At 69.4% G+C, this 21,063-nt stretch carries 19 protein-coding genes and 1 other RNA gene; 13 read left to right on the top strand and 7 right to left on the bottom strand.

The window, feature by feature from the left end:
* Nucleotides 1-695, bottom strand: a 695-nt coding sequence (locus B2J89_RS22680) for a GTP-binding protein (RefSeq protein ID WP_240964728.1), incomplete at its 3' end; no start/stop codon positions are given.
* 234 nt (nucleotides 696-929) lie between these two features.
* On the opposite strand from B2J89_RS22680, the gene B2J89_RS23120 reads away from it, so the two are divergent.
* Complete coding sequence (locus B2J89_RS23120) at nucleotides 930-2,702, top strand: methyl-accepting chemotaxis protein (protein WP_169168009.1); 1,773 nt, start codon at nucleotides 930-932, stop codon at nucleotides 2,700-2,702.
* Here the strand turns inward: B2J89_RS23120 and B2J89_RS04365 are convergent.
* From B2J89_RS04365 to dapF, 3 genes are read right to left on the bottom strand one after another with little or no spacing between them, the layout of a single operon-like run.
* A complete protein-coding gene (locus tag B2J89_RS04365; protein WP_169168008.1) occupies nucleotides 2,699-3,685 on the bottom strand; it encodes a tyrosine recombinase XerC in 987 nt (328 codons plus the stop codon). The genes B2J89_RS23120 and B2J89_RS04365 overlap by 4 nt on opposite strands.
* Before the next feature lie 35 nt (nucleotides 3,686-3,720).
* On the bottom strand, nucleotides 3,721-4,428 hold the full coding sequence (locus B2J89_RS04360; protein ID WP_169168007.1) for a DUF484 family protein: 708 nt from the start codon (nucleotides 4,426-4,428) through the stop codon (nucleotides 3,721-3,723).
* Nucleotides 4,425-5,303, bottom strand: coding sequence for a diaminopimelate epimerase (gene dapF / locus B2J89_RS04355; protein ID WP_169168006.1), 879 nt, complete (start codon nucleotides 5,301-5,303; stop codon nucleotides 4,425-4,427). The genes B2J89_RS04360 and dapF overlap by 4 nt, the downstream gene beginning before the upstream one ends.
* Nucleotides 5,304-5,391: 88 nt before the next feature.
* On the opposite strand from dapF, the gene B2J89_RS04350 reads away from it, so the two are divergent.
* The gene (locus B2J89_RS04350; protein ID WP_169168005.1) at nucleotides 5,392-6,096 is read left to right on the top strand and encodes a glutathione S-transferase N-terminal domain-containing protein; all 705 of its coding nucleotides are present in this window, start codon (nucleotides 5,392-5,394) and stop codon (nucleotides 6,094-6,096) included.
* Between the two features lie 99 nt (nucleotides 6,097-6,195).
* Nucleotides 6,196-6,588 (top strand): DoxX family protein, encoded by a 393-nt coding sequence (locus B2J89_RS04345; RefSeq protein WP_169168004.1) that lies wholly within the window; start codon nucleotides 6,196-6,198, stop codon nucleotides 6,586-6,588.
* A 3-nt stretch (nucleotides 6,589-6,591) separates the two neighbouring features.
* On the opposite strand, the gene B2J89_RS04340 is transcribed toward B2J89_RS04345, so the two are convergent.
* Nucleotides 6,592-7,488, bottom strand: a complete 897-nt coding sequence (locus B2J89_RS04340; RefSeq protein WP_169168003.1) for a LysR substrate-binding domain-containing protein — start codon at nucleotides 7,486-7,488, stop codon at nucleotides 6,592-6,594.
* Between the two features lie 115 nt (nucleotides 7,489-7,603).
* Here B2J89_RS04340 and B2J89_RS04335 point away from each other — a divergent pair, with 115 nt between their 5' ends.
* The 3 genes from B2J89_RS04335 (at nucleotide 7,604) to B2J89_RS04325 (ending at nucleotide 11,403) form a co-directional block, all read left to right on the top strand.
* A complete protein-coding gene (locus tag B2J89_RS04335) occupies nucleotides 7,604-8,806 on the top strand; it encodes an MFS transporter (protein WP_169168002.1) in 1,203 nt (400 codons plus the stop codon).
* A gap of 151 nt (nucleotides 8,807-8,957) precedes the next feature.
* A complete protein-coding gene (locus B2J89_RS04330) occupies nucleotides 8,958-10,631 on the top strand; it encodes an MBL fold metallo-hydrolase (RefSeq protein WP_169168001.1) in 1,674 nt (557 codons plus the stop codon).
* Complete coding sequence (locus B2J89_RS04325) at nucleotides 10,624-11,403, top strand: rRNA pseudouridine synthase (protein WP_169168000.1); 780 nt, start codon at nucleotides 10,624-10,626, stop codon at nucleotides 11,401-11,403. The genes B2J89_RS04330 and B2J89_RS04325 overlap by 8 nt, the downstream gene beginning before the upstream one ends.
* Nucleotides 11,404-11,447: 44 nt before the next feature.
* Here B2J89_RS04325 and rnpB read toward each other — a convergent pair.
* Nucleotides 11,448-11,765: RNase P RNA component class A (gene rnpB, locus B2J89_RS04320), an RNA gene on the bottom strand.
* Between the two features lie 101 nt (nucleotides 11,766-11,866).
* On the opposite strand from rnpB, the gene cysK reads away from it, so the two are divergent.
* The gene (cysK, locus tag B2J89_RS04315) at nucleotides 11,867-12,784 is read left to right on the top strand and encodes a cysteine synthase A (protein ID WP_169167999.1); all 918 of its coding nucleotides are present in this window, start codon (nucleotides 11,867-11,869) and stop codon (nucleotides 12,782-12,784) included.
* 198 nt (nucleotides 12,785-12,982) lie between these two features.
* Here cysK and B2J89_RS04310 read toward each other — a convergent pair whose 3' ends face one another.
* A complete protein-coding gene (locus B2J89_RS04310; protein WP_169167998.1) occupies nucleotides 12,983-13,594 on the bottom strand; it encodes a TetR/AcrR family transcriptional regulator in 612 nt (203 codons plus the stop codon).
* Nucleotides 13,595-13,692: 98 nt separating this feature from the next.
* Here B2J89_RS04310 and B2J89_RS04305 point away from each other — a divergent pair, with 98 nt between their 5' ends.
* From B2J89_RS04305 to B2J89_RS04280, 6 genes are all read left to right on the top strand, one after another.
* Entirely contained in the window at nucleotides 13,693-15,162 is a 1,470-nt protein-coding gene (locus tag B2J89_RS04305) for an efflux transporter outer membrane subunit (RefSeq protein WP_169167997.1), read from the top strand.
* Between the two features lie 39 nt (nucleotides 15,163-15,201).
* The gene (locus B2J89_RS04300; RefSeq protein WP_169167996.1) at nucleotides 15,202-16,380 is read left to right on the top strand and encodes an HlyD family secretion protein; all 1,179 of its coding nucleotides are present in this window, start codon (nucleotides 15,202-15,204) and stop codon (nucleotides 16,378-16,380) included.
* A gap of 14 nt (nucleotides 16,381-16,394) precedes the next feature.
* Entirely contained in the window at nucleotides 16,395-17,957 is a 1,563-nt protein-coding gene (locus tag B2J89_RS04295; protein WP_318294287.1) for a DHA2 family efflux MFS transporter permease subunit, read from the top strand.
* Between the two features lie 191 nt (nucleotides 17,958-18,148).
* Nucleotides 18,149-18,592 (top strand): universal stress protein, encoded by a 444-nt coding sequence (locus tag B2J89_RS04290; protein WP_169167995.1) that lies wholly within the window; start codon nucleotides 18,149-18,151, stop codon nucleotides 18,590-18,592.
* Nucleotides 18,593-18,713: 121 nt separating this feature from the next.
* The gene (locus B2J89_RS04285; RefSeq protein WP_169167994.1) at nucleotides 18,714-20,552 is read left to right on the top strand and encodes an NAD(P)/FAD-dependent oxidoreductase; all 1,839 of its coding nucleotides are present in this window, start codon (nucleotides 18,714-18,716) and stop codon (nucleotides 20,550-20,552) included.
* Nucleotides 20,549-21,063: VUT family protein (locus B2J89_RS04280; protein WP_169167993.1), on the top strand; the 515-nt coding region annotated here is incomplete at its 3' end. The genes B2J89_RS04285 and B2J89_RS04280, both read left to right, overlap by 4 nt.

Genomic DNA, 21,063 nt, shown 5'->3' with positions numbered 1-21,063 from the left:
TCATGGTCGTCGTGGTCATGGCCGTGCGCCGCCGCGTCCTCCTTGAGGAAATCGGGGTCGATGTCGAGCTTGGCGTTCAGGTTGAAGCCGCGCAGGTCCAGTACCTCGGCCAGCGGCACCTCGCCGAAATGCACGGCCTTGATGGGCGCGCGCGGGTTCATGTGCTTCAGGCGGTGGACCAGCGCGTCGGTCTCGCCGGCGCCCACCAGGTCGGTCTTGGACAGGAAGATCTGGTCGGCAAAGCCCACTTGGCGGCGCGCCTCCTGGCGGTCGTTGAGCTGCCGGGGCGCATGCACGGCGTCGACCAGCGTGATGATGGAGTCGAGCAAATAGGACTCGGCGATCTCCTCGTCCATGAAGAAGGTCTGCGCCACGGGGCCGGGGTCGGCCAGGCCCGTGGTCTCGATGACCACGCGGTCGAAATCGAGCAGGCCCTTGCGGCGCTTCGCCGCGAGCAGCTGCAGCGTCTCGCGCAGGTCCTCGCGGATCGTGCAGCAGATGCAGCCGTTGCTCATCTGCACGATCTGCTCTTTCGATTCGGTGACCAGGATGTCATTGTCGATGTTTTCCTCGCCAAACTCGTTCTCGATCACGGCGATCTTCTGGCCATGCGCTTCGCTGAGCAGGCGCTTGAGCAGCGTGGTCTTGCCCGAGCCCAGGAAGCCGGTGAGGATGGTGGTGGGGATGAGGGACATGGAGAAGCCTTGGAATGCGAAGTGCCGCAGGCACGGTCTGAGGGTGCGGGGAGCCCGACAAGCGAGGGAGTTTAGCGGCGAACCCATGCACCGTCAGAAGCGTGCGGGGCAACCCTGCCCGTTCATCACAGGGCCCAAGCCAATGAAACCAAATGCATATTTGTGCAATATGTTGCTACTGCCCTTGACGGACTGGCAGCCGCGATCGTTCAGCCCATACACCGGAGACTTGGCATGCGCTTGAGTGACATCAGAATTTCTGTGCGTTTGGTTCTTGGTTTTGGCCTGATGGCTGTGCTGCTCGTGCAGCTGGGCGGCTCTGCGCTCTTGCGGGTCGGAAGCATGAGCGATGCCTTTGGCCTGGTGGCGCACGACCGCTACCCCAAAGTCATGGAACTCCAAGCGGTCAAGGAAAACCTCGCGGCCGTCGAAGACGCGCTGAGCCATCTGCTGCTGATCGACAACCCGGCCGATCTCCAGAAGCAGCACGCCCTGATTGGCGCCAAGCGCCAGGAAAGCAGCCAGATACTGGACCGGCTGCAGCCGCAAATCCGGTCGGCGCAAGGGAAGGCGGCCTTCGACAGGATCCTCCAGGCCCGCAACGTGTACAGCCAAGCGCAAAACCGCTTCATCGACCTGGTGGCGGCAGGCAACAGGGACGAAGCGCGCACGGTGCGGCTCCATGGCATGCCGGCCTTGCGCACGGCCTATGCCGATGCGCTCGATGGGTCGGTGAAATACCAGCAGACGCTGATGGACGCCTCGATCCAGGAAGCCGCTGACGCAGTCAGCAGCCTGCGCATCACCATCTGGGCCACCCTGGGGTTTGCGCTGGTCGCTGCCGTGCTGATGGCGCAGTGGATCGTCCGCTCCATCACCGAGCCGCTGCGCGAGGCCGTGGACCTGTCCCGGGCCGTTGCGGCGGGCGACCTGAGTCGTTCCATCCACGCCTCGGGCAACAACGAAACCGCGCAGCTGCTGCACGCGCTCAAGGACATGCAGGCCGGTTTGGTGCGGGTCGTCGGCAGTGTGCGCGAGGGCTCGGAGAGCGTGGCTGCGGCCAGCGCGCAGATCGCCCAGGGCAACCGCGACCTGTCGGCCCGCACCGAGCAGCAGGCCAGCGCCCTGGAGCAAACGGCAGCGTCCATGGAGGAACTCAACTCCACCGTGCGGCAAAACGCCGACAACGCGCGCCAGGCCAACCAATTGGCCATGAATGCATCGACCGTGGCCACGCAAGGCGGTGAGGCGGTGGCCGACGTGGTGCGCACCATGAAGGACATCAACGACAGCTCGAACCGCATCTCTGACATCATTGGCGTCATCGACGGCATTGCCTTCCAGACCAACATCCTCGCGCTCAACGCCGCCGTCGAGGCGGCGCGCGCCGGCGAGCAGGGGCGTGGCTTTGCCGTCGTGGCCGCCGAGGTGCGCAGCCTGGCCGGGCGCTCGGCAGAGGCGGCCCGCGAGATCAAGGGCCTGATCGGCACCAGCGTGGACCGCGTGGAACTGGGCACGGCCCAGGTCGACCGGGCCGGCCAGACCATGGCCGAGGTGGTCACCGCCATCCGGCGCGTGACCGACATCGTGGGCGAGATCAGCGCCGCCAGCTCTGAGCAAAGCGAGGGCGTGCAGCAGGTCAGCGAAGCCGTCACGCAGATGGACCAGGTGACCCAGCAGAATGCCGCCCTGGTCGAAGAGATGGCGGCGGCCGCCGCCAGCCTCAACCTCCAGGCGCGCGACCTGGTGGACACGGTGTCGACCTTCAAGCTTGCCGCGCACGCCGGCGCGCCGGCCCCCCGCAGCACGGCGCGCACCGCGCCCTTGCCCACGCCAGCGCCAGCGCCGCGCGCGGCGCTGACGAACCCCGGCACGAGCGTGCCGCGCAGCGCCGACACCCACCGGCCCTCCGGCGCGGCCCAGCCGCGCGCCGCCATGCCCGCACCCCGGCCCGCGGCCGCCCGCGCCGTGGTGGCCGCAGGCGCCGACGACTGGGAGAATTTTTAAGACGGATCGGCCGGCTTGACCCGGCCGGCGCGCGGGTGGGCGGCGTCGTACACCTGCGCCAGGTGCTGGAAATCGAGCCGCGTATAGACCTGCGTGGTGGTGATGCTGGCGTGGCCCAGCAGCTCCTGCACCGCGCGCAGGTCGCCGCTCGATTGCAGCAGGTGGCTGGCGAACGAGTGGCGCAGCATGTGCGGGTGCACCGGCGTGGTCAGGCCCGCCTGCTGGCTGCGCTGGCGCAGGCGCAGCCAGATCGACTGCGCGGTCAGGCGCGCACCGCGCCGGCCCACGAACAGCGCTGCATCGAGCGTGCCCGGCGCGAAAGGCGTGGCGCGCAGCGCCAGCCAGGCCTGCAGCGCCTGCAGCGCCGCCGCGCCCACGGGCAGGCTGCGGCGCTTGCTGCCCTTGCCCAGCACATGGGCTTCGCCCGCCTGCAGGTCGATCCAGCCCCGGCCCAGGCGCTGGGTGTCGGGGCCGGGCACGGCATCCAGCCCGGCGAGTTCTCCCACGCGCAGGCCACAGCCATAGAGCAGCTCGACCAGGGCGGCGTCGCGCGCCTCCAGCCACGGATCGGCCTGCGGCTGCGCAAACTCGGCCAGGCGCACGGCATCGTCCACCGCGAGCGCCTTGGGCAGCGGCTGGGGCGCGCGCGGCGCGCGCACGCCCTGTACCGGGTTGCTTGCCACCAGGCCCTGGTGACCGGCCCAGCCGAAGAAGCCGCGCCAGCCCGAGAGGATGAGCGCAATGCCGCGCCCGCTGCGCCCGCTGCTGTGCATCTGCGCGACGAAGCGGCGGATGTGCGCGTTTTGCAGTTGCAGCAGCGGCACGCCCGCCTGCGCGGCGGCCTGCGCGAGCTTGTCCAGGTCCAGTGCATAGAGCGTGAGCGTGCGCGCGGCCAGGCGCTTTTCGACGCGCGCATGTTCCAGGTAGCGCAGCACCGCGGGATCGGGGGCCGCGGTGCGGTCCGGGGGCAGCGCGGCAGCCATGGACGGTGGCTCGGCGTGGGCGGCCCGGCGTGCTTTCAGCGCAGGCGTGCCAGGGCCGCGCTGGCCAGCTCGGCCATGCGCGAGAGGAAGTCGGTGCCCATGGTGGCGTCAAAGCGCTGCGGGTCGTGCGACGCCAGCACCAGCAGGCCAAAGGCCGGCGTCGCGCTGTTGGCCGGGCCCTTGCGCAGCGGCAGCAGGGCCAGCGACTGCGCGCCGCTGCCGTCGGCATGCGCGAGTCCGCCGCCCGGCAGCCACCCTGCCGGCTCGAAGCCCAGGTTGGGGCCACAGAACGGCATGGTCAGCGAAGTGGCAAAGGCGCGCACATCGCCGCCCACGCCCTGGGCGAATGCGGCATGGGCATAGGGGGCGGCGACGTCCCAGACGCGGATCGCCGCCTGCGGCACATCGAACTGCTGGAGCATGCCCTGCACCACCGCGTCGGGCAGGTCGGCGGGCGCGGTCACGCGCTGCAGCGCGCAGCTCCACTCGTGGACCTTCTGGGCGATGGCGGCGTTCTCGTTGCTGTTGCGCACCATCTCCATGACCCGCTGCTCGAGCACCTTGATCTTCTCGCGCAGCATCTCGGCCTGGCGCTCCTGGAGGCTCACGGCGCGGTGGCTGTGCGGGCTGGTGAACTGCACGCTGGCCAGCACCTCGGCGTGGCGCTCAAAAAATCCCGGCGTGTGGGCCAGGAACTCGACGATGTCTTCTTCAGTGATCGGGGGGAGCTGGGAACTGTTCATGGTGTGTCGGGAATATCGATCTGGCCTTCAAAAACCGTGGTGGCCGGGCCGGTCATGTAGACCGGGTCGGAGTCGGAGCCCGCCCAGGCGATGGTCAGGCGCCCGCCGCGCGTGTCGACCTGCACGCACGCATCGAGCAGCCCCAGGCGCATGCCCGCCGCCACCGCCGCGCAGGCGCCGGTGCCGCAGGCCAGCGTCTCGCCCACGCCGCGCTCGTAGACGCGCAGGCGCACATGGCCGCGGTCGACGATCTGCAGGTAGCCCGCGTTCACGCGCTGCGCAAAGCGCGCGTGGCTTTCGATCAGCGGGCCGGTCTGCAGCACGGGGGCGCTGTCCACGTCCGCCACCAGCTGCACCGCATGCGGGTTGCCCATGGACACGGCCACTATTAAAACAGGAGCTGACTGCGCTTGTCCAGCAAGGGCCAGAGGCCATTTTTGCGCCAAACCTTGCGCCACAGGCTGCAGCCCGTGGGTGTCGAAGGGCAGCTGTGCCGGGTCGAACCGGGGTTGGCCCATGTCCACCGTCACGCGGCCGTCGGGCGTGAGCTGCGGCGCGATCACGCCGGCGAGCGTCTGCACACGGATGGTGTCCTTGGCGGTCAGCCCCTTGTCGCGCACGAAGCGCGCAAAGCAGCGCGCGCCATTGCCGCACTGCTCGACCTCGCCGCCGTCGGCGTTGTGGATCGCGTATTCGAAGTCGATGCCCGCGACGGGCGAGGGCCGCACGCTGAGGATCTGGTCGGCGCCCACGCCAAAGTGGCGGTCGGCCAGAAAGCGGTACTGGGCGGGCGCCAGGCCCAGGCGGCCCTGCGTCTCGTCGAGCACGACGAAGTCGTTGCCCGCGCCCTGCATCTTGGTGAAGCGGATTTGCATGGATCCGATTATCGTTCGTGGGTTGGCAGTTCTGCGGCGGCCCGGGCTGGTCCCACCGCCTCGCCATCGCCCCCTTTCTAGGATGTCCATGACCGATCTCTCTGCCTTTCCCATCACCCGCCAATGGCCCGCGCAGCACCCCGAGCGCCTTCAGCTGTATTCGCTGCCCACGCCCAACGGCGTGAAGGTGTCGATTGCGCTCGAAGAAATGGGCCTGCCCTACGAGCCCCACCTGGTGAGTTTCGAGACCCACGACCAGATGTCGCCGGCTTTCCTGTCGCTCAACCCGAACAACAAGATCCCCGCCATCCTCGACCCGAACGGCCCGGGTGGCCGGCCGCTGGCGCTGTTCGAGTCGGGTGCCATCCTGCTCTACCTGGCCGACAAGACCGGCCAGCTGATCGCGCAGGACGCGGCCGCGCGCTACGAAACCATCCAGTGGCTGATGTGGCAGATGGGCGGCGTGGGGCCGATGTTTGGCCAGCTCGGCTTCTTCCACAGGTTTGCCGGCAAGGACTACGAGGACAAGCGTCCGCGGGACCGCTACGTGGCCGAATCCAAGCGCCTGCTGGGCGTGCTGAACCGGCGCCTCGCGGGCCGCGCCTGGGTCATGGGCGACGCCTACAGCATCGCCGACATCGCCATCTTCCCGTGGGTGCGCAACCTGGTCGGCTTTTACGAAGCGGGCGACCTGGTGGGCATCGCCGAATATCCCGAGGTTCATCGCGTGCTCGCCGCCTTCGTCGCGCGACCGGCCGTGGCCCGGGGCCTGGCGATTCCGCAGCGCGGCTGATCGCGCGCGGCGCACGGGCCGCCACTGCGCCCGGTTTTCACCCCCTCTGCACGCACGTGCCGGGGATTTCATGGTTTTTCACTGCCAGGACTTTGCTTTATGACACTCGCGACCCTCTTCCACCACCCTCGCGCAGGCGTGGTGCTGCTGCGCACCACCCTGGCCCTGCTGATGCTGCTGCACGGCTGGGCCAAGGTCCGGGGCGGCATCGGCGGCATCGAGACCATGGTGGCGAAAGCCGGGCTGCCGCCCTACCTGGCCTACGCCGTGTACCTGGGCGAGGTCGTGGCACCGCTGCTGCTGCTGGTTGGCGTGTGGGTGGTGCCGGCGGCGCTGGTGGTCGCCATCAACATGGTGGTGGCGGTGCTGCTGGTGCACACCGGCCAGCTTCTGTCGCTGGGCTCGACGGGCGGCTGGGCACTGGAACTGCAGGCCCTGTTCCTCGTCAGTGCCCTGGTGGTGGCGATGACCTCCCGCAGCGGCAAGGGCTGACGCTCAAAGCCCCTCGGCCCCCAGGCGCTGCGCCAGAAAGTCGAGGAAGCACGCGATGCGCGCCGCCAGCTGCGTGTTGCGGTAGTACACGGCGCTGATCGGCTGGCGCACGTCGACCGTGTCCCTGGCCAGCACCTGCACCAGGTCGCCGCGCGCGCGGTCGGCGGTGGTCATGAAGTCCGACAGGCAGGCGATCCCCGCGCCCTGCAACGCCAGCTGGCGCAGGGTTTCGCCGCTCGACGCCGTGATGGTCGGCAGCACCGGCCACTCGTCGCCATGCGCGCCGCGCAGCGGCCAGCGGTTGAGCGCGCTGGGCTGGGTGAAGCCCAGCAGTTGGTGCTGCGCCAGGTCGGCCACGCATTTGGGTCGGCCCTGCGCGGCCAGGTAGGCCGGGCTGGCGAGCACGCGGATGCGGCTGGTGCACAGCGCCCGCGCGTGCAGCGTCGAGTCCTGCAGCGCGCCGATGCGGATGGCCACGTCGGTGCGGCGCGCCAGCAGGTCGATGTTGAGTTCGTCGGTGTCGAGCTCGAGCGCGATCTGCGGGTAGGCGCGGCGGAACGCGGGCACCAGCGGCACGACGGCGTGCAGCATGAAGGGCGTGGCGGCGTTCACGCGCAACCGGCCGGCGGGCTGCTGGCGGCGCGCGGCCATGTGCTCCTCGGCGTCGTCGATGGCCGCGAGGATGGCGCGCGTGCGCTGCAGAAACGCCTGGCCCTCCTCGGTCAATTCGATGCGGCGCGTGGTGCGGCGCAGCAAGGTGGTGTCGAGCTTTTTCTCGAGCCGGCCGAGCGCGCGGCTGATGCCCGAAACGGTCTGCCCGAGCTGCTCGGCGGCGGCGGTAATGGAGCCGCCGTCCACCACGGCGGCAAAGGCCTGCAGTTCCTCGAGCGTGGTCTTCATGGCGCGGGCCCCTTTTTGATTGTTGCTTCCAAATCAAGAATCAATGGAGCGTAACCGTCTTTTTCTGCAAGGCATGGACACCCACACTCGCCCCTTCAAATCGAGGAGTGTTTCCATGCCCATTGCCTTGCTCGCGCTGACGCTCAGCGCCTTCGCCATCGGCACGACCGAGTTCGTGATCGTCGGCCTGCTGCCCACCGTGGCGGCGGACCTGGCCATCGGCCTGCCCTCGGCCGGCCTGCTGGTCAGCCTGTATGCGCTCGGCGTCGCCGTCGGCGCGCCGGTGCTCACCGCCCTCACCGGCAAACTGCCGCGCAAGGCGCTGCTGCTGGGCCTGATGGCGCTGTTCACCGCCGGCAACCTGCTGGCCTGGCAGGCGCCCGGCTACGGATCGCTGGTCGCGGCGCGCATCCTCACGGGCCTCGCGCACGGCGTGTTCTTCTCGATCGGCTCGACCATCGCCACGGGCCTCGTGCCGCGCGAGAAGGCCGCCAGCGCCATTGCAATCATGTTCACGGGCCTCACCGTGGCGCTGGTCACCGGCGTGCCGCTGGGCACCTTCATCGGCCAGCATTTCGGCTGGCGCGAGACCTTCCTGGCCGTCTCCCTGCTCGGCGTGCTCGCCTTCATCGGCAGCGCCGTCTTCGTGCCGCGCCACGTCGCCCACCGCGCGCCCGCCTCGCTGCTGCAGCAGGCCCGGGTGCTGGCCGAGCCGCGCCTGCTGCTGGTCTTCGCCAAGACGGCGATCGGCTACGGCGGCACGTTCATTCCGTTCACCTTCCTCGCGCCGCTGCTCACCGAGGTGTCGGGCTTCAGCGCCGGCGCCGTGGGCTGGGTGATGCTGGTGTACGGCGTGTCGGTGGCCGTGGGCAATATTTGGGGCGGCCGGCTGGCCGACCGCAGGGGCCCGATTGCGGCACTCAAAACCATTTTTGCGCTGCTGGCCGCCGTGTTGCTGCTGCTGCAGTTCACGGCGCCCTATCCCTGGCTGGCCTTGGCGACCGTGCTGCTGTGGGGCGCGGTGGCGTTCGGCAATGTGCCCGGCCTGCAGGTCTATGTGGTCAAGCAGGCCGAGCGCTTTGCGCCGCAGGCGGTGGACGTGGCCTCGGGCCTGAACATCGCCGCCTTCAACCTCGGCATTGCCGGCGCGGCCTGGGCCGGCGGCCTGATCGTGGCGCACCTGGGCCTCCGGCACACGCCCTGGATCGGCGCCGTGGTGGTGCTGGTGGCGCTGGCGCTCACGCACTGCAACGGCCGGCTCGACCGCCGCAGCGCTCGGGCGGCGCACAGCCGCGCGCCGGTGCCGGCCGGCCGCTGAACCGCCCGGTTGCGCCGCGCCAAGGGGGCGGAGGAGGATTTTGGGTGTTTTTGGCCTCCAGCCGTTGTCCATCAAGCGCTGGCAGCTCTTTTTTTGATAGTTCCGTCGCCCACGGCGACCGTGCCGGCAGGCGCCTGCGGATAATGCGGCGATGCCCCGCCTGAACCAACAACTCCACCCGCACCGCGAACCGGTGCCCACCCTGGCCGCAGCCACCGTGCTGCTGCTGCGCGACGCCCCCGGCGACGGCGCCCTCGAAGTGCTGATGACGCGGCGCTCGGCCACGGCCAGCTTCGCCCCGGGCGCCTATGTGTTTCCGGGCGGCGGCATCGACGCGCTCGACGCCGACCCGGCCACGCACGCCGCCGCCGCCCGCCGCCCGACCCAAAGCGATGCGCACCTGACGCAGGCCATGGCCGCCATCCGCGAGAGCTTCGAAGAGCTGGGCGTGCTGCTGGCGCGCCATGCCGACGGCCGCACGGCCGGTGCCGACGACATCGCCGCCCTCGACCGCCACGCGCCGTTTGCCGCGCAGTGCCAGGCGCGCGGCCTGCAGCTGGCGGCCGACAGCGTCTACCTGCTCGCGCACTGGACGGCCGACCGCGACCTGGCACGGCGCTTTGACGTGCCCTTCCTGGTTGCGCGCATGCCCGCCGGCCAGACGCCGGTGGCCGACGAGGCCGAACAGTTCGAGCCCGTCTGGGTGCGCCCGCAGGACGCGCTCGAGCGCCACGCGGCCGGCAGCTTCTTCATGATCTACCCGACCATCCGCACGCTCGAACGCCTGGCGCAGTTCGCCCGCGCCGACGCCGTGCTCGCGGCCGTCGCCCACGAACAGCCGCTGTGGACCAGCTGCCCGCGCGCCGGCCTGCTGGCCGGCAAGGAAGCGCGCTACATGGAGCACGAGCCGCCGTTTGGCGAGCTGGCGCTGGTCTGCCCCGACGGGCAGATGGTGCACCCGCTCGACTGGCAGACCGAGCGCCCGGTGCCGCTGCTCAAGAACGTGCAGCGCCTGACCGCGCCCAACCCCGGCGTGATGACCGGCCCCGGCACCAACAGCTACCTGGTCGGCGACCCGGCCACGGGCTACATCGCCATCGACCCCGGCCCGGCCGACCCGGGGCACCTCGACACACTCTGGCGCGCGGCGGGGGGCGACATCCGCATGATCGTCTGCACGCACTCGCACCCCGACCACTCGCCGGGCGCCGCGCCGCTGCAGGCGCTGTGCGTGCAGGCGGGCCGCGCCGCGCCGCGCATCCTGGGCCTGCCGTCGCAGCCCACGGCGCGCGCCGCAAGCCAGTTCACGCCCGAGCGTGCGCTACAAAACAATGAGCTTCTCACGCTGACGGGACAAGGCCTAGAGGGCAAAATCATGCATACGCTGCAAGTCGTGCACACGCCCGGCCACGCGGCCAACCACCTGTGCCTGCTGCTGCGCGAAGACGGCCTGCTGTTTTCGGGCGACCATGTCCTGAACGGCAGCACCACCGTCATCGACCCGCCCGACGGCAACATGGCCGACTACCTCGATTCGCTCGATCGGCTGGACGCCTTGTGCGCCGAGCACGGTGCCGAATTCATCCTGCCCGCGCACGGCTATGTGCTGGGCGACGCGCGGGGCTCAATAGCGCACCTGAAGGCCCACCGCCTGGCGCGCGAGGCCAAGGTCATCGCCGCCATGCAGGCCCTGCCGGACGGCAGCGTGGAGGACTGGGTCGCGCATGCCTACGCCGATGTGCCGCCGCGCATGTGGCCGGTCGCGCAGCGCTCGCTGATCGCCCACGTCGAGCGCATCCGCGCCCTGGGGCCCGGCAATGACTGAAGCCCGCAACGACACCGTGCGCCTGGCCAAGCGCCTGGCGGCCGAGCACGGCCTCTCGCGCAGCACGGCCGAGCAGTACATCGAAGGCGGCTGGGTCACGGTGGACGGCAAGACCATCGAAGTGCCCGGCGCGCGCGTGGCGCCGCACCAGAGCGTGGTGCTGGCGCCGGGCGCGAGCCTGTTCGACCTCGTGCCCGTCACCCTGCTGCTGCACAAGCCGCCAGGCTTCGAGGCCGGGCTGGGCATGGCCGCGGGAGCGGCCGCGCACGGCAGCCGCAGCCAGGGCGCGCGCGCCGCGCTCACGCTCTTGAGCGCGGCCTCGCACATGGCCGGCGACGCGGCCGAGACCCGCGTGCTGCTGCGCCATTTCAAGCAGCTCGAATGCTTCACGCCGCTGCCCACCGAGGCCAGCGGGCTCGTCGTCTTCACGCAGGACCCGCGCATCGCGCGCAAGCTGGCCGAAGACATCGAGACGCTGGAGCAGGAGTGCATCGTCGAAGTGGCCGGCCAGATCGCCGACCACGGCCTCAAGCGCCTGTGCCACGGGCTGAGCTTCAACGGCCGGCCGCTGCCGCCGATCAAGGTGAGCTGGCAGAACGAAACGCGCCTGCGCTTTGCGCTCAAGGGAATACGCCCCGGCCAGGTGCCGGCCATGTGCGAGGCCGTGGGCCTGCGCGTGGTGGCCCTCAAGCGCATCCGCATCGGCCGCGTGCCGCTGGCCAAGGTGCCCGAGGGGCAGTGGCGCTATCTGCAGGCGTGGGAGAAGTTTTGAGTGCGGGGTGGACGGCTTGCGTGAATGCCAGCCGCCCTGAAAAAGTGTGAAGCGCGCCGATAAGCCGGATTCTGTGCACCCGGTTGCCCGGGCGTGACCGCCATTACTCTGGGCCGGGTGTCGCCACCACGGCTCGGTGCTACCTACCCGCCAGCTCTGCGGAACCACATCAACGCTGGCCTACTTGGTATTGCTGCGCGTAGAGATTGCCCGTTTCACCCGAACTCAATCGGCTCGTCTCTGTTGCTCTGATCCTCACCTCACGGTGGGCAGCCGTTAGCTGCTACGCTGTCCTGTGCAGTCCGGACGTTCCTCCAGTGCCTGGTTTCCCAGATTGCACCAGCGGCGGTCTGGCGCGCTTCACGGATGCGATTATCACCGCATGGCGGCATATTCATATGGGATTGCGGCAGATCGACTGGGCCAGAATGCGCAGCACCCCCCTTTTTTTTCAGGAGTCCCCATGAAAGCTGACAACATCCTGCAAACCATCGGCAACACCCCGCACGTGCGCATCAACCGCCTGTTCGGCGCCGGTGCCAACGTCTGGGTCAAGTCCGAGCGCAGCAACCCGGGCGGCTCCATCAAAGACCGCATTGCGCTGTCCATGGTCGAGGACGCGGAAAAATCCGGCGCGCTGCAGCCCGGCGGCACCATCATCGAGCCCACCTCGGGCAACACCGGCATCGGCCTGGCGCTGGTCGCGGCCGTCAAGGGCTACAAGCTGGTCCTGGTCATGCCCGACAGCATGAGCATCGAGCGGCGCCGCCTGATGCTGGCCTATGGCGCGCAGTTTGACCTGACGCCGCGCGAGAAAGGCATGAAGGGCGCCATCGCCCGCGCCGAGGAGCTGCGCGCGCAGACGCCCGGCGCCTGGGTGCCGCAGCAGTTCGAGAACCCGGCCAACATCGAGGTGCATGTGCGCGCCACGGCGCAGGAGATCCTGGCCGACTTCCCCGACGGCTTCGACGCCCTCATCACCGGCGTGGGCACGGGCGGCCACATCACGGGCGTGGCGCGCGTGCTCAAGGCGAAGTTTCCGCAGCTCCAGGTGTTCGCGGTCGAGCCGACGGCCTCGCCCGTGATCTCGGGCGGCCAGCCCGCGCCCCACCCGATCCAGGGCATCGGTGCCGGCTTCATCCCGAAGAACCTCGACACCAGCGTGCTCGACGGCGTGATCCAAGTCGATGCCGAGCCGGCGCGCGAATACGCCCGCCGCTGTGCGCGCGAGGAAGGCATGCTGGTCGGCATCTCGTCGGGCGCCACGCTGGCCGCCATTGCGCAGAAGCTCCCCGAACTGCCGGCCGGCAGCCGCGTGCTGGGTTTCAACTACGACACGGGCGAACGCTACCTGTCGGTCGAAGGCTTTCTGCCGGGTTGAAGCCAAAACAGCCTCTGGCTCTTGTGCAGCAAGCGCTTGCAGCTCTTAATTCAGGAGCAAATTGGCCCCTGTTCGCCCTGCCATGCCATGCGCCCCGCAGGGCTTTTTTGTGGCGGGTCCAGCGGAGAGTCCGCACCGCTGCAGCGTTTCTGCGCTGCCCCGGTGCGCGTGCGTTGGCGGGCGGTGGGGCGCGGTGCCTCAGCCGTGTACCGGCCCATAGGCCGCCATGAACGCAGCGATCGCACGCTCCACTGTGGCGTTCATTTCTTCGGCAGAGAGCGGCTCAAGGGTCTGGAACAGAAAGCGGTCCAGCCATTCCGCTTCCAGCAGGCCGCGCAGGTGCAGGGCCGCGATCCGCGCATCGGCGGGCCGCAGCTTATCTGCGTCCATCGCCTGCTGCAGGTAGGCCGAAACGACCGCCTCGTTGCGCACGGGGCCGAGTTCGTAGCATTTCTTCCCCAGTTCCGAGCGCCCGGCCTCGGCGACGATCAGGCGACGCATGGCCTGCACCTGCGGTGAATACAGCAGCGTGAGCAGCCCGCGGCCGAATTTTTCCAGTGCCTCGGTCATGTCCTCGACCGTGGCGTCGAGCGCTTCGAGGCTGGCCTGGAACTCCGCCTCGGTGGCGTCGAACACCACGGCCGAGAACAACTCTTCCTTTGACGCGAAGTAGTTGTACAGCGTGGCCTTGGAGTAGCCCAGGTGATCGCAGATGGCCGACATCGTGGTCCTCTCGAACCCCGTTTCCTGAAAAACCTCGGCGGCAGCCTCCAGAATGGCCTGGCGTCTTGTCTCGCTTTTAGCGCGCACGTCAACCCCTTTATTTTTGAACCAACGGGTTCAGTCTAGCTTGATCGGCGGGAAAGACAAAGCTAAACTGAACTGATCAGTTCAACAATGGAGTCTTGATGCTTCGACGCAGCACGCTGCCCTCGCCAGCCTTGCATCGGCTGACCTTGCCCCTCTCAGCCTTGGGCGCGGCCCTGTTCCTCGCGGGATGCGCCCAGCTTCCCGATCTGGGCGCAAGACCCCAGCCCAAGCCCTCCGATGCGTTCGAGTCGACCGCCTCCCTGCAGGCGCCGGCCGCCCCATGGCCGGCCGACCAGTGGTGGACGGCTTATGGCGACAGCCAGCTCAATGCGCTCATCGCCGAGGCGCTGGCCGATGCGCCCGACCTGGCGGCCGCAGCAGCGCGGCTGCAAAGGGCGGACGCGGTGGCGAAAATCACGGGTTCCGCCCTCAAGCCGCAGGTCAGCGCCAATGCCTCGTTCACCGGGGACAAGCTGAGCACCAACCACTTGACGCCCCGCGCGATGACGCCTTCGGGCATGAACGACTACGGCCGCGCGACCGTGGACGTGCGCTGGGAACTCGATTTCTGGGGCAAGAACCGCGCAGCGCTGGCCGCTGCGACGTCCGACCGGGAAGCCAGCCGCGCTGAGCTGGCGCAGGCCCGGCTGTGGCTGGCCGCCGGCGTGGCAGCGAACTATGCGGAACTGAGCCGCCTGCATGCGAACCGCGACACCGCCGCCAAGGCGGTGGAGATTCGCCGCAAGACGGCCAGCCTGTTTTCGGAGCGCTTTGACCACGGCCTGGAAACGCGCGGCGGCCTGCGCAATGCCGACGCCCGCCGGGCCGTGACCGAAGGCGAGCTGCTGGCGCTGGACGAGCAGATCGCACTGCAGCGCAACCGCCTGGCCGCGCTGCTGGGCGCCGGCCCGGACCGGGGCCTGTCGATGGCGGCGCCGACCCTGAAGCTGGACCGCGCCTTCGGCCTGCCCGCCGAGCTGTCGGCCGACCTGCTGGGGCGCCGCCCCGACGTGGTGGCCGCGCGCCTGCGCGCCGAAGCGCAAGCCCGCCGCATCGACCAGAAGAAGGCCGAGTTCTACCCCAACGTCAACCTGTCGGCCCTGGTGGGCGTGCAGTCGCTGGGCCTGGACATGCTGACCAAGGGCGGCTCGGGCATTGCCAGCGTGGGCCCGGCGATTTCACTGCCGATCTTCAGCGGCGGGCGCCTGCAGGGCGAGCTGCGCGGCGCGCATGCCGGTTATGCCGAGGCGGTGGCCCAGTACAACGCCACCGTGGCGCGCGCGCTGCAGGACGTGGCCGATAACGCGGTCAGCCAGAAAGCCCTGGGCCAGCGCCTCGTCAAGGCGCAGGAGGCCGTGGAAGCCGCCACCGAGGCGCACCGCGTGGCCAGCAACCGCTACGAAGGCGGGCTGGCGACCTACCTCGAAGTGCTGACGGCCGAAGACAGCCTGCTGGGCGCCCTGAGCGCCCAGACCAACCTGCGCGCGCTGTCGTTCACGCTCGACATCGGCCTGCAACGGGCCCTGGGCGGCGGCTACCAGATGGCCCAAGCCAGCTCCCAGCACTGACCCACGCCCATGCCCCCTTTCATCGATCAAGGAATTCCCATGCCTGAAAACAACGCAAGCACAGCCGCTGATGTGGCCCTCAAGAAACGCCGCAATGTCCGCCTGGCCGCGCTCGGCGGCGTGGTGGCGCTGGCCGCCGTCGGCTCTGCGGCCTACTGGAAGCTGCACGCCTCGCATTTCGTCTCCACCGACAACGCCTATGCGGCCGCCGAAGTGGCGCAGATCACGCCGTCCGTGGCCGGCATCGTGCAGGCAGTGAACGTCAGCGATACGCAGGCCGTGCGGCAGGGCGATGTGCTGCTCGTCATCGACCCCACCGACGCCCAGCTGGCGTTGGCCCAGGCCACGGCGGAACTCGACCGTGCCACCCGCCGCGTCAAAAGCTACATGGCCAATGACACCAACCTGGCGGCGCAGATCAGTGCGCGCGAAGCGGACGCGCAGCGCGCCAGCGCCCAGCTGGCGGCCGCGCAGGCCGACTTCGAGCGCGCCAAGGTGGACCTGCAACGCCGCCAGGCGCTGGTGGCGTCGGGCTCGGTCTCGGGCGACGAACTCACGCGCGCCAAGAACGGCTTTGACGCCGCCACCGCGCAGCTGGCCGCCGCCAAGGCCGCCGCCGCGCAGGTCACGGCCAACCAGCGCTCGGCCGTCGCGGCCAAAGAGGCCAACGCCGCCCTGATCAGCCACAGCAGCGTGGACACCAACCCCGAAGTGGCCGCCGCGCGCGCGCGCCTGGACCAGGCCAAGGTGGATCTGGCGCGCACCGTGATCCGCGCGCCACTCGACGGCGTGGTGGCCCAGCGCAGGGTGCAGCTGGGCCAGCGCGTGCAGCCCGGCATGCCGCTGATGGCAGTGGTGCCCGTGTATGAGATCTACGTGGACGCCAACTTCAAGGAAGTGCAGCTCGAAAAAGTGCGCGTGGGCCAGAGCGTCACGCTGCACGCCGACCTCTACGGCCAGGGCGTGACTTACCAGGGCGTGGTCGAAGGCTTCTCGGGCGGTTCGGGCTCGGCCTTCTCGACCATTCCGGCGCAGAACGCCACGGGCAACTGGATCAAGGTGGTGCAGCGCCTGCCCGTGCGCGTGAAGCTCGACCCGGCAGAACTGCAGGCGAACCCGCTCAAGGTCGGTTTGTCCATGAGCGCGGAAATCGACACCCGCACTGGCGACAAGCAGGCCACTGCCGCCGCTGAAGCCCAGCGCACCGCAGCGAACTGAGCGGGACCGCAACCATGAGTCAAGCGACGACGGCGCCCGGCGCGCCGGTCCCCCTTGCCCACGACGGTGCGGCGCCCCTGAAAGGCCCGATGCTGGCAGTGGCCGCCCTGATGCTGGCTGCCGCCAACTTCATCGCGGTCCTCAACATGACCATCGCCAACGTGGCGGTGCCCAACATTGCCGGCGCCTTGGGCGCAGCCGCCAGCCAGGGCACCTGGGTCATCACCTCGTTCGCCGTCGGCGAGGCCATCACCGTGCCGCTGACCGGCTGGTTTGCGGCGCGCTTCGGCGCGGTGCGCGTGTTCGTGGTGTCGATGATCCTGTTTGGCATCTTCTCCATCCTGTGCGGGCTCTCCACTTCGATCGGCATGCTGGTGGTGGCGCGCGTGTTCCAGGGTCTGAGCGGTGGCCCATTGATGCCACTGTCGCAGACGCTGATGCTGCGCATCTTCCCCAAGGACAAGGCCGGGGCCGCCATCGGCATCTGGTCGATGACGACGCTGGTGGCGCCGGTGGTGGGCCCGATTCTGGGCGGCTGGCTGGTCGATGACTACACCTGGAACTGGGTGTTCCTGATCAATGCGCCGATTGCCATCGGTTTTGGCCTGGGCGCCTGGAAGCTGCTCAAGCACTACCAGGATGCCCCCGTGCGCAACCCGTTCGACAAGGTCGGGCTGGGCCTGCTGGTCGTCTGGGTGGTGGCGCTGCAACTGGTGCTGGACGAGGGCAAGAACCTCGACTGGTTCGCCTCCAACCAGATCGTGGCGCTGAGCATCGTTGCCGTGGTGGGTTTTGCCGCCTTCCTGATCTGGGAGCTGCACGAAAAACACCCGGTGGTGGACCTGCGCGTGTTCCGCCACCGCGGCTTCAACGCCGCCGTGATCACCGTCAGCGTCGCCTACGCCGCCTTCTTCGGCGTCAGTGTGCTCACGCCGCTGTGGCTGCAGAGCTTCATGGGCTACACCGCCACCGACGCGGGCCTGGCCACCGCCTGGACGGGCGTGACGGCGCTGATCGTCGCGCCCATCGTGGCGTCGAGCAAGCGCGACCCGCGGGCGCTGGTGTTCTTTGGTGTGCTCTGGATGGGCTTGGTGACGCTGTGGCGCACGGTGGCCAACAGCGACATGGCGTTCTGGGACATTGCGATCCCGCTGGCCGTGATGGGCTTTGCGCTGCCGTTCTTCTTCATCCCGACCACGGGCATCGCCCTGGGCAGCGTGGAGGAGCGCGAGATGGACTCGGCCGCCGGCCTGATGAACTTCCTGCGCACGCTCTCAGGCGCCTTCGCCACCTCGGTGGTGACGACCGTGTGGGCCAACCAGACCACGCGCAACCACGCCGAACTGGTGGGCCTGGCCGACCGCGATGGCAGCGTGCACGCCATGTTGACCCAGTCCGGCACGCCACCCGAGGCCGCTACCCAGGTGCTGGACTACCTGATCGTGTCGCAAAGCGGCATGTTGTCCACCAACCAGGTCATGACCGGCATCGCCGTGATGTTCTTCATCGCCGCCGCCATCATCTGGATCGCCCCCAAGCCCACGCGCACGATCGAGCCCGGCGCCGGTGGGCATTGAGCGACACCCCCCTGTGGCGCTGCGCGCCCTCCCCCTTCTCTGGCATCGCTGCGCGATGCGGAAGGGGGACGCCGCCAGCGCGGCGGGGCGGCCCTTGCGCGGCGGCCGCTGGCCTGTGCTGCGCAAGTTTCATAGGCCGCGGATGGTACCCAGCGCAATCGATTACTGCTATTTGTAGAAAGATACATCCCATGTTCAAGCACATCCTGGTTCCCACCGATGGCTCCGCGCTGTCGCTGAGCAGCGTCGCGCGGGCCGCGTCCTATGCCAAAGACAGCGGCGCCCGCATCACGCTGTTCTATGCCCAGCCCGATCCGCCGTCCGCCTATGCCGGGCTGGGTGCGCTCAGCAACCCCCACCTGGCCCAGGAAATCCAGACCCGTCTCGACGAGGCCGCCAAGGAAATCCTCGCTGCAGCGCAAGCGCTGGTGCGTGACGCCGGCACCCCCTGCCAAAGCGTGGTGCTGGTGGGCGACAAGCCGTATGAGCTCATCATTGCGGCGGCCGACGCCCACGGCTGCGACCTGATCTTCATGGCCTCCCATGGCCGCTCGGGTGTCAGCGCGCTGCTGCTGGGCAGCGAAACGCAGAAAGTGCTGGCGCACTCCAAGATTCCGGTGCTGGTGTATCGGTGAGGGGCGGCCCATGGCGGGCATGGCAACGGCGCAAGGGGGCGGGCCCGGCGCGCCAGGGCGCGGTCGGTAAAATCCCCGTCCCCTCCATTGCCTTGCCCGATCACCACGGGCCCGCACTCCCATGATCCGCCTGTCTGAACTGAAACTGCCGCTGTCGGCGCTGCCCGTCGAAACCCTGCGCGCGGCCCACACTGGCGCCGAAACGGACGCCGACCGCGCCCCGCCACCGCACCCCGTCGCGGCCCTGCGCCGCCTGGCCGCGCAGGCGCTGGGTTTGGCCGACGACCGCACCATCGCCGACCTGCACGTGTTCAAGCGCAGCTTCGATGCGCGCAAGGCCAACCTGCAGGCCGTCTATATCGCCGATGTGGCATTGGCCGAGCCCGCACAGGAAGCGGACCTGCTGGCGCAGCACGCTGGCCACCCGCACATCCAGCCCACGCCCGACATGGCTTGGCACCCGCCGCACGAGGCGAGCGCCGATGTGCCGGTGCGCCCGGTGGTGGTCGGCTTTGGCCCCTGCGGCATCTTCGCCGCGCTGGCGCTGGCGCAAATGGGCTTTAGGCCCGTCGTGCTCGAACGCGGCAAGGCGGTGCGCGAGCGCACGAAGGACACCTGGGAGCTGTGGCGCAAGCGCGTGCTGCACGCCGAGTCCAACGTGCAGTTTGGCGAAGGCGGCGCCGGCACGTTCTCCGACGGCAAGCTCTACAGCCAGATCAAGGACCCGCGCCACCTGGGCCGCAAGGTCATGCGCGAGTTCGTGCAGGCCGGCGCGCCCGAGGAAATCCTCTACGCGGCCCACCCGCACATCGGCACCTTCAAGCTGGTCAAGGTGGTCGAGAACCTGCGCGCGCGCATCGTTGCGCTGGGCGGCGAGGTGCGTTTCAGCCAGCGCGTGACCGACGTGCACATCGAAGAAGACGCGCACGGGCGCCGCGTGCGCGGCCTGCGGGTGCAAGACCTGGCCACCGGCGAGACCACCGAACTGCGCACCGACCAGGTCGTGATGGCGCTGGGGCACAGCGCGCGCGACACCTTTGGCATGCTCTACCGGCGCGGCGTGTGGATGGAGGCCAAGCCGTTTTCGATCGGCTTTCGCATCGAGCACCCGCAAAGCGTGATCGACCGCGCGCGCTGGGGCCGCCACGCCGGCCACCCGCTGCTGGGCGCGGCCGACTACAAGCTGGTGCACCATGCGCAAAACGGCCGCGCGGTCTACAGCTTCTGCATGTGCCCCGGCGGCACCGTGGTGGCCGCCACGAGCGAGCCGGGCCGCGTCGTCACCAACGGCATGAGCCAGTATTCGCGCAACGAGCGCAACGCCAACGCCGGCATCGTGGTCGGCATCGACCCGAGCGACTATCCCAGCGACAGCGCGGCGTTTGCCGCTGCGCTGGGCGAGGACTTTGCCGACACGGCGCCGCCCGCTGGGCGCAGCTTCCACCCGCTCGCCGGCATCGTGCTGCAGCGCCAGCTCGAATCGGGCGCCTATGTGCTGGGCGGCAGCAACTACGAGGCGCCGGGCCAACTGGTGGGCGACTTCCTGGCCGGGCGCGCATCGACCGCCTTTGCCAGCGTCGAGCCCTCGTACCGGCCGGGCGTGCGCCCCACCGACCTGCGCGGCGCCCTGCCGCACTACGCCACCACCGCCATGCAGGAGGCCCTGCCGCACTTCGGCCGCAAGATCCGGGGCTTCGACATGCCCGACGCGGTGCTGACGGGCGTCGAAACGCGCACCTCGGCACCGCTGCAGATCACGCGCGGCGCCGACGGCCAGAGCCTGAACACCGCCGGGCTGTACCCGGCCGGCGAAGGCGCGGGCTACGCCGGCGGCATTCTCTCGGCCGGCGTGGACGGCATCAAGATGGCCGAAGCGCTGGCCCGGCAGATGCTGCTGGCGACCGCCGCCAGCCGAGAGACCGTGCCCGCTGTGCCCGAGAGCACAAGGCATTCCGGATGAGCTTCCCACGCGCCACACCGGCCCAGTTTGCCGCCACCACGCTGGCCATGGGCCTCGTGGTACTGGCCTCCAACGTCCTGGTGCAGTACCCGCTGAACGACTGGCTCACCTGGGGCGCCTTCACCTACCCGGTCGCGTTTCTGGTCAGTGACCTGGCCAACCGCCGCCACGGACCCCGCATGGCGCGCCGCGTCGCCTGGGTCGGCTTCGCGGTCGCCGTCGCGGCGTCGCTCGCGCTTGCGCCGGTGCGCATCGCGCTGGCCTCGGGAATGGCGTTTCTGCTCTCGCAGTGGCTCGACATCGGCGTGTTCCACCGCTTGCGGCGCCACACCTGGTGGCGTGCGCCGCTCGTTGCCACGGTGGCCGCCGCCGTGCTGGACACCGCCGTCTTCTGGAGCATTGCCTTCGCCGGCGTGGCCGATCTGCCGTGGCTCAGCTGGGCCGCGGGCGATCTGGCCGTCAAGCTCGGCGTGGGCGTGCTGATGCTGCTGCCGTTTCGCCTGCTGATCGG

Source organism: Acidovorax sp. SRB_24, from assembly GCF_012931925.1.
The sequence above is the reverse complement of the archived record's forward strand: the minus strand, read 5'-3'. Positions and strand labels throughout refer to the sequence as shown.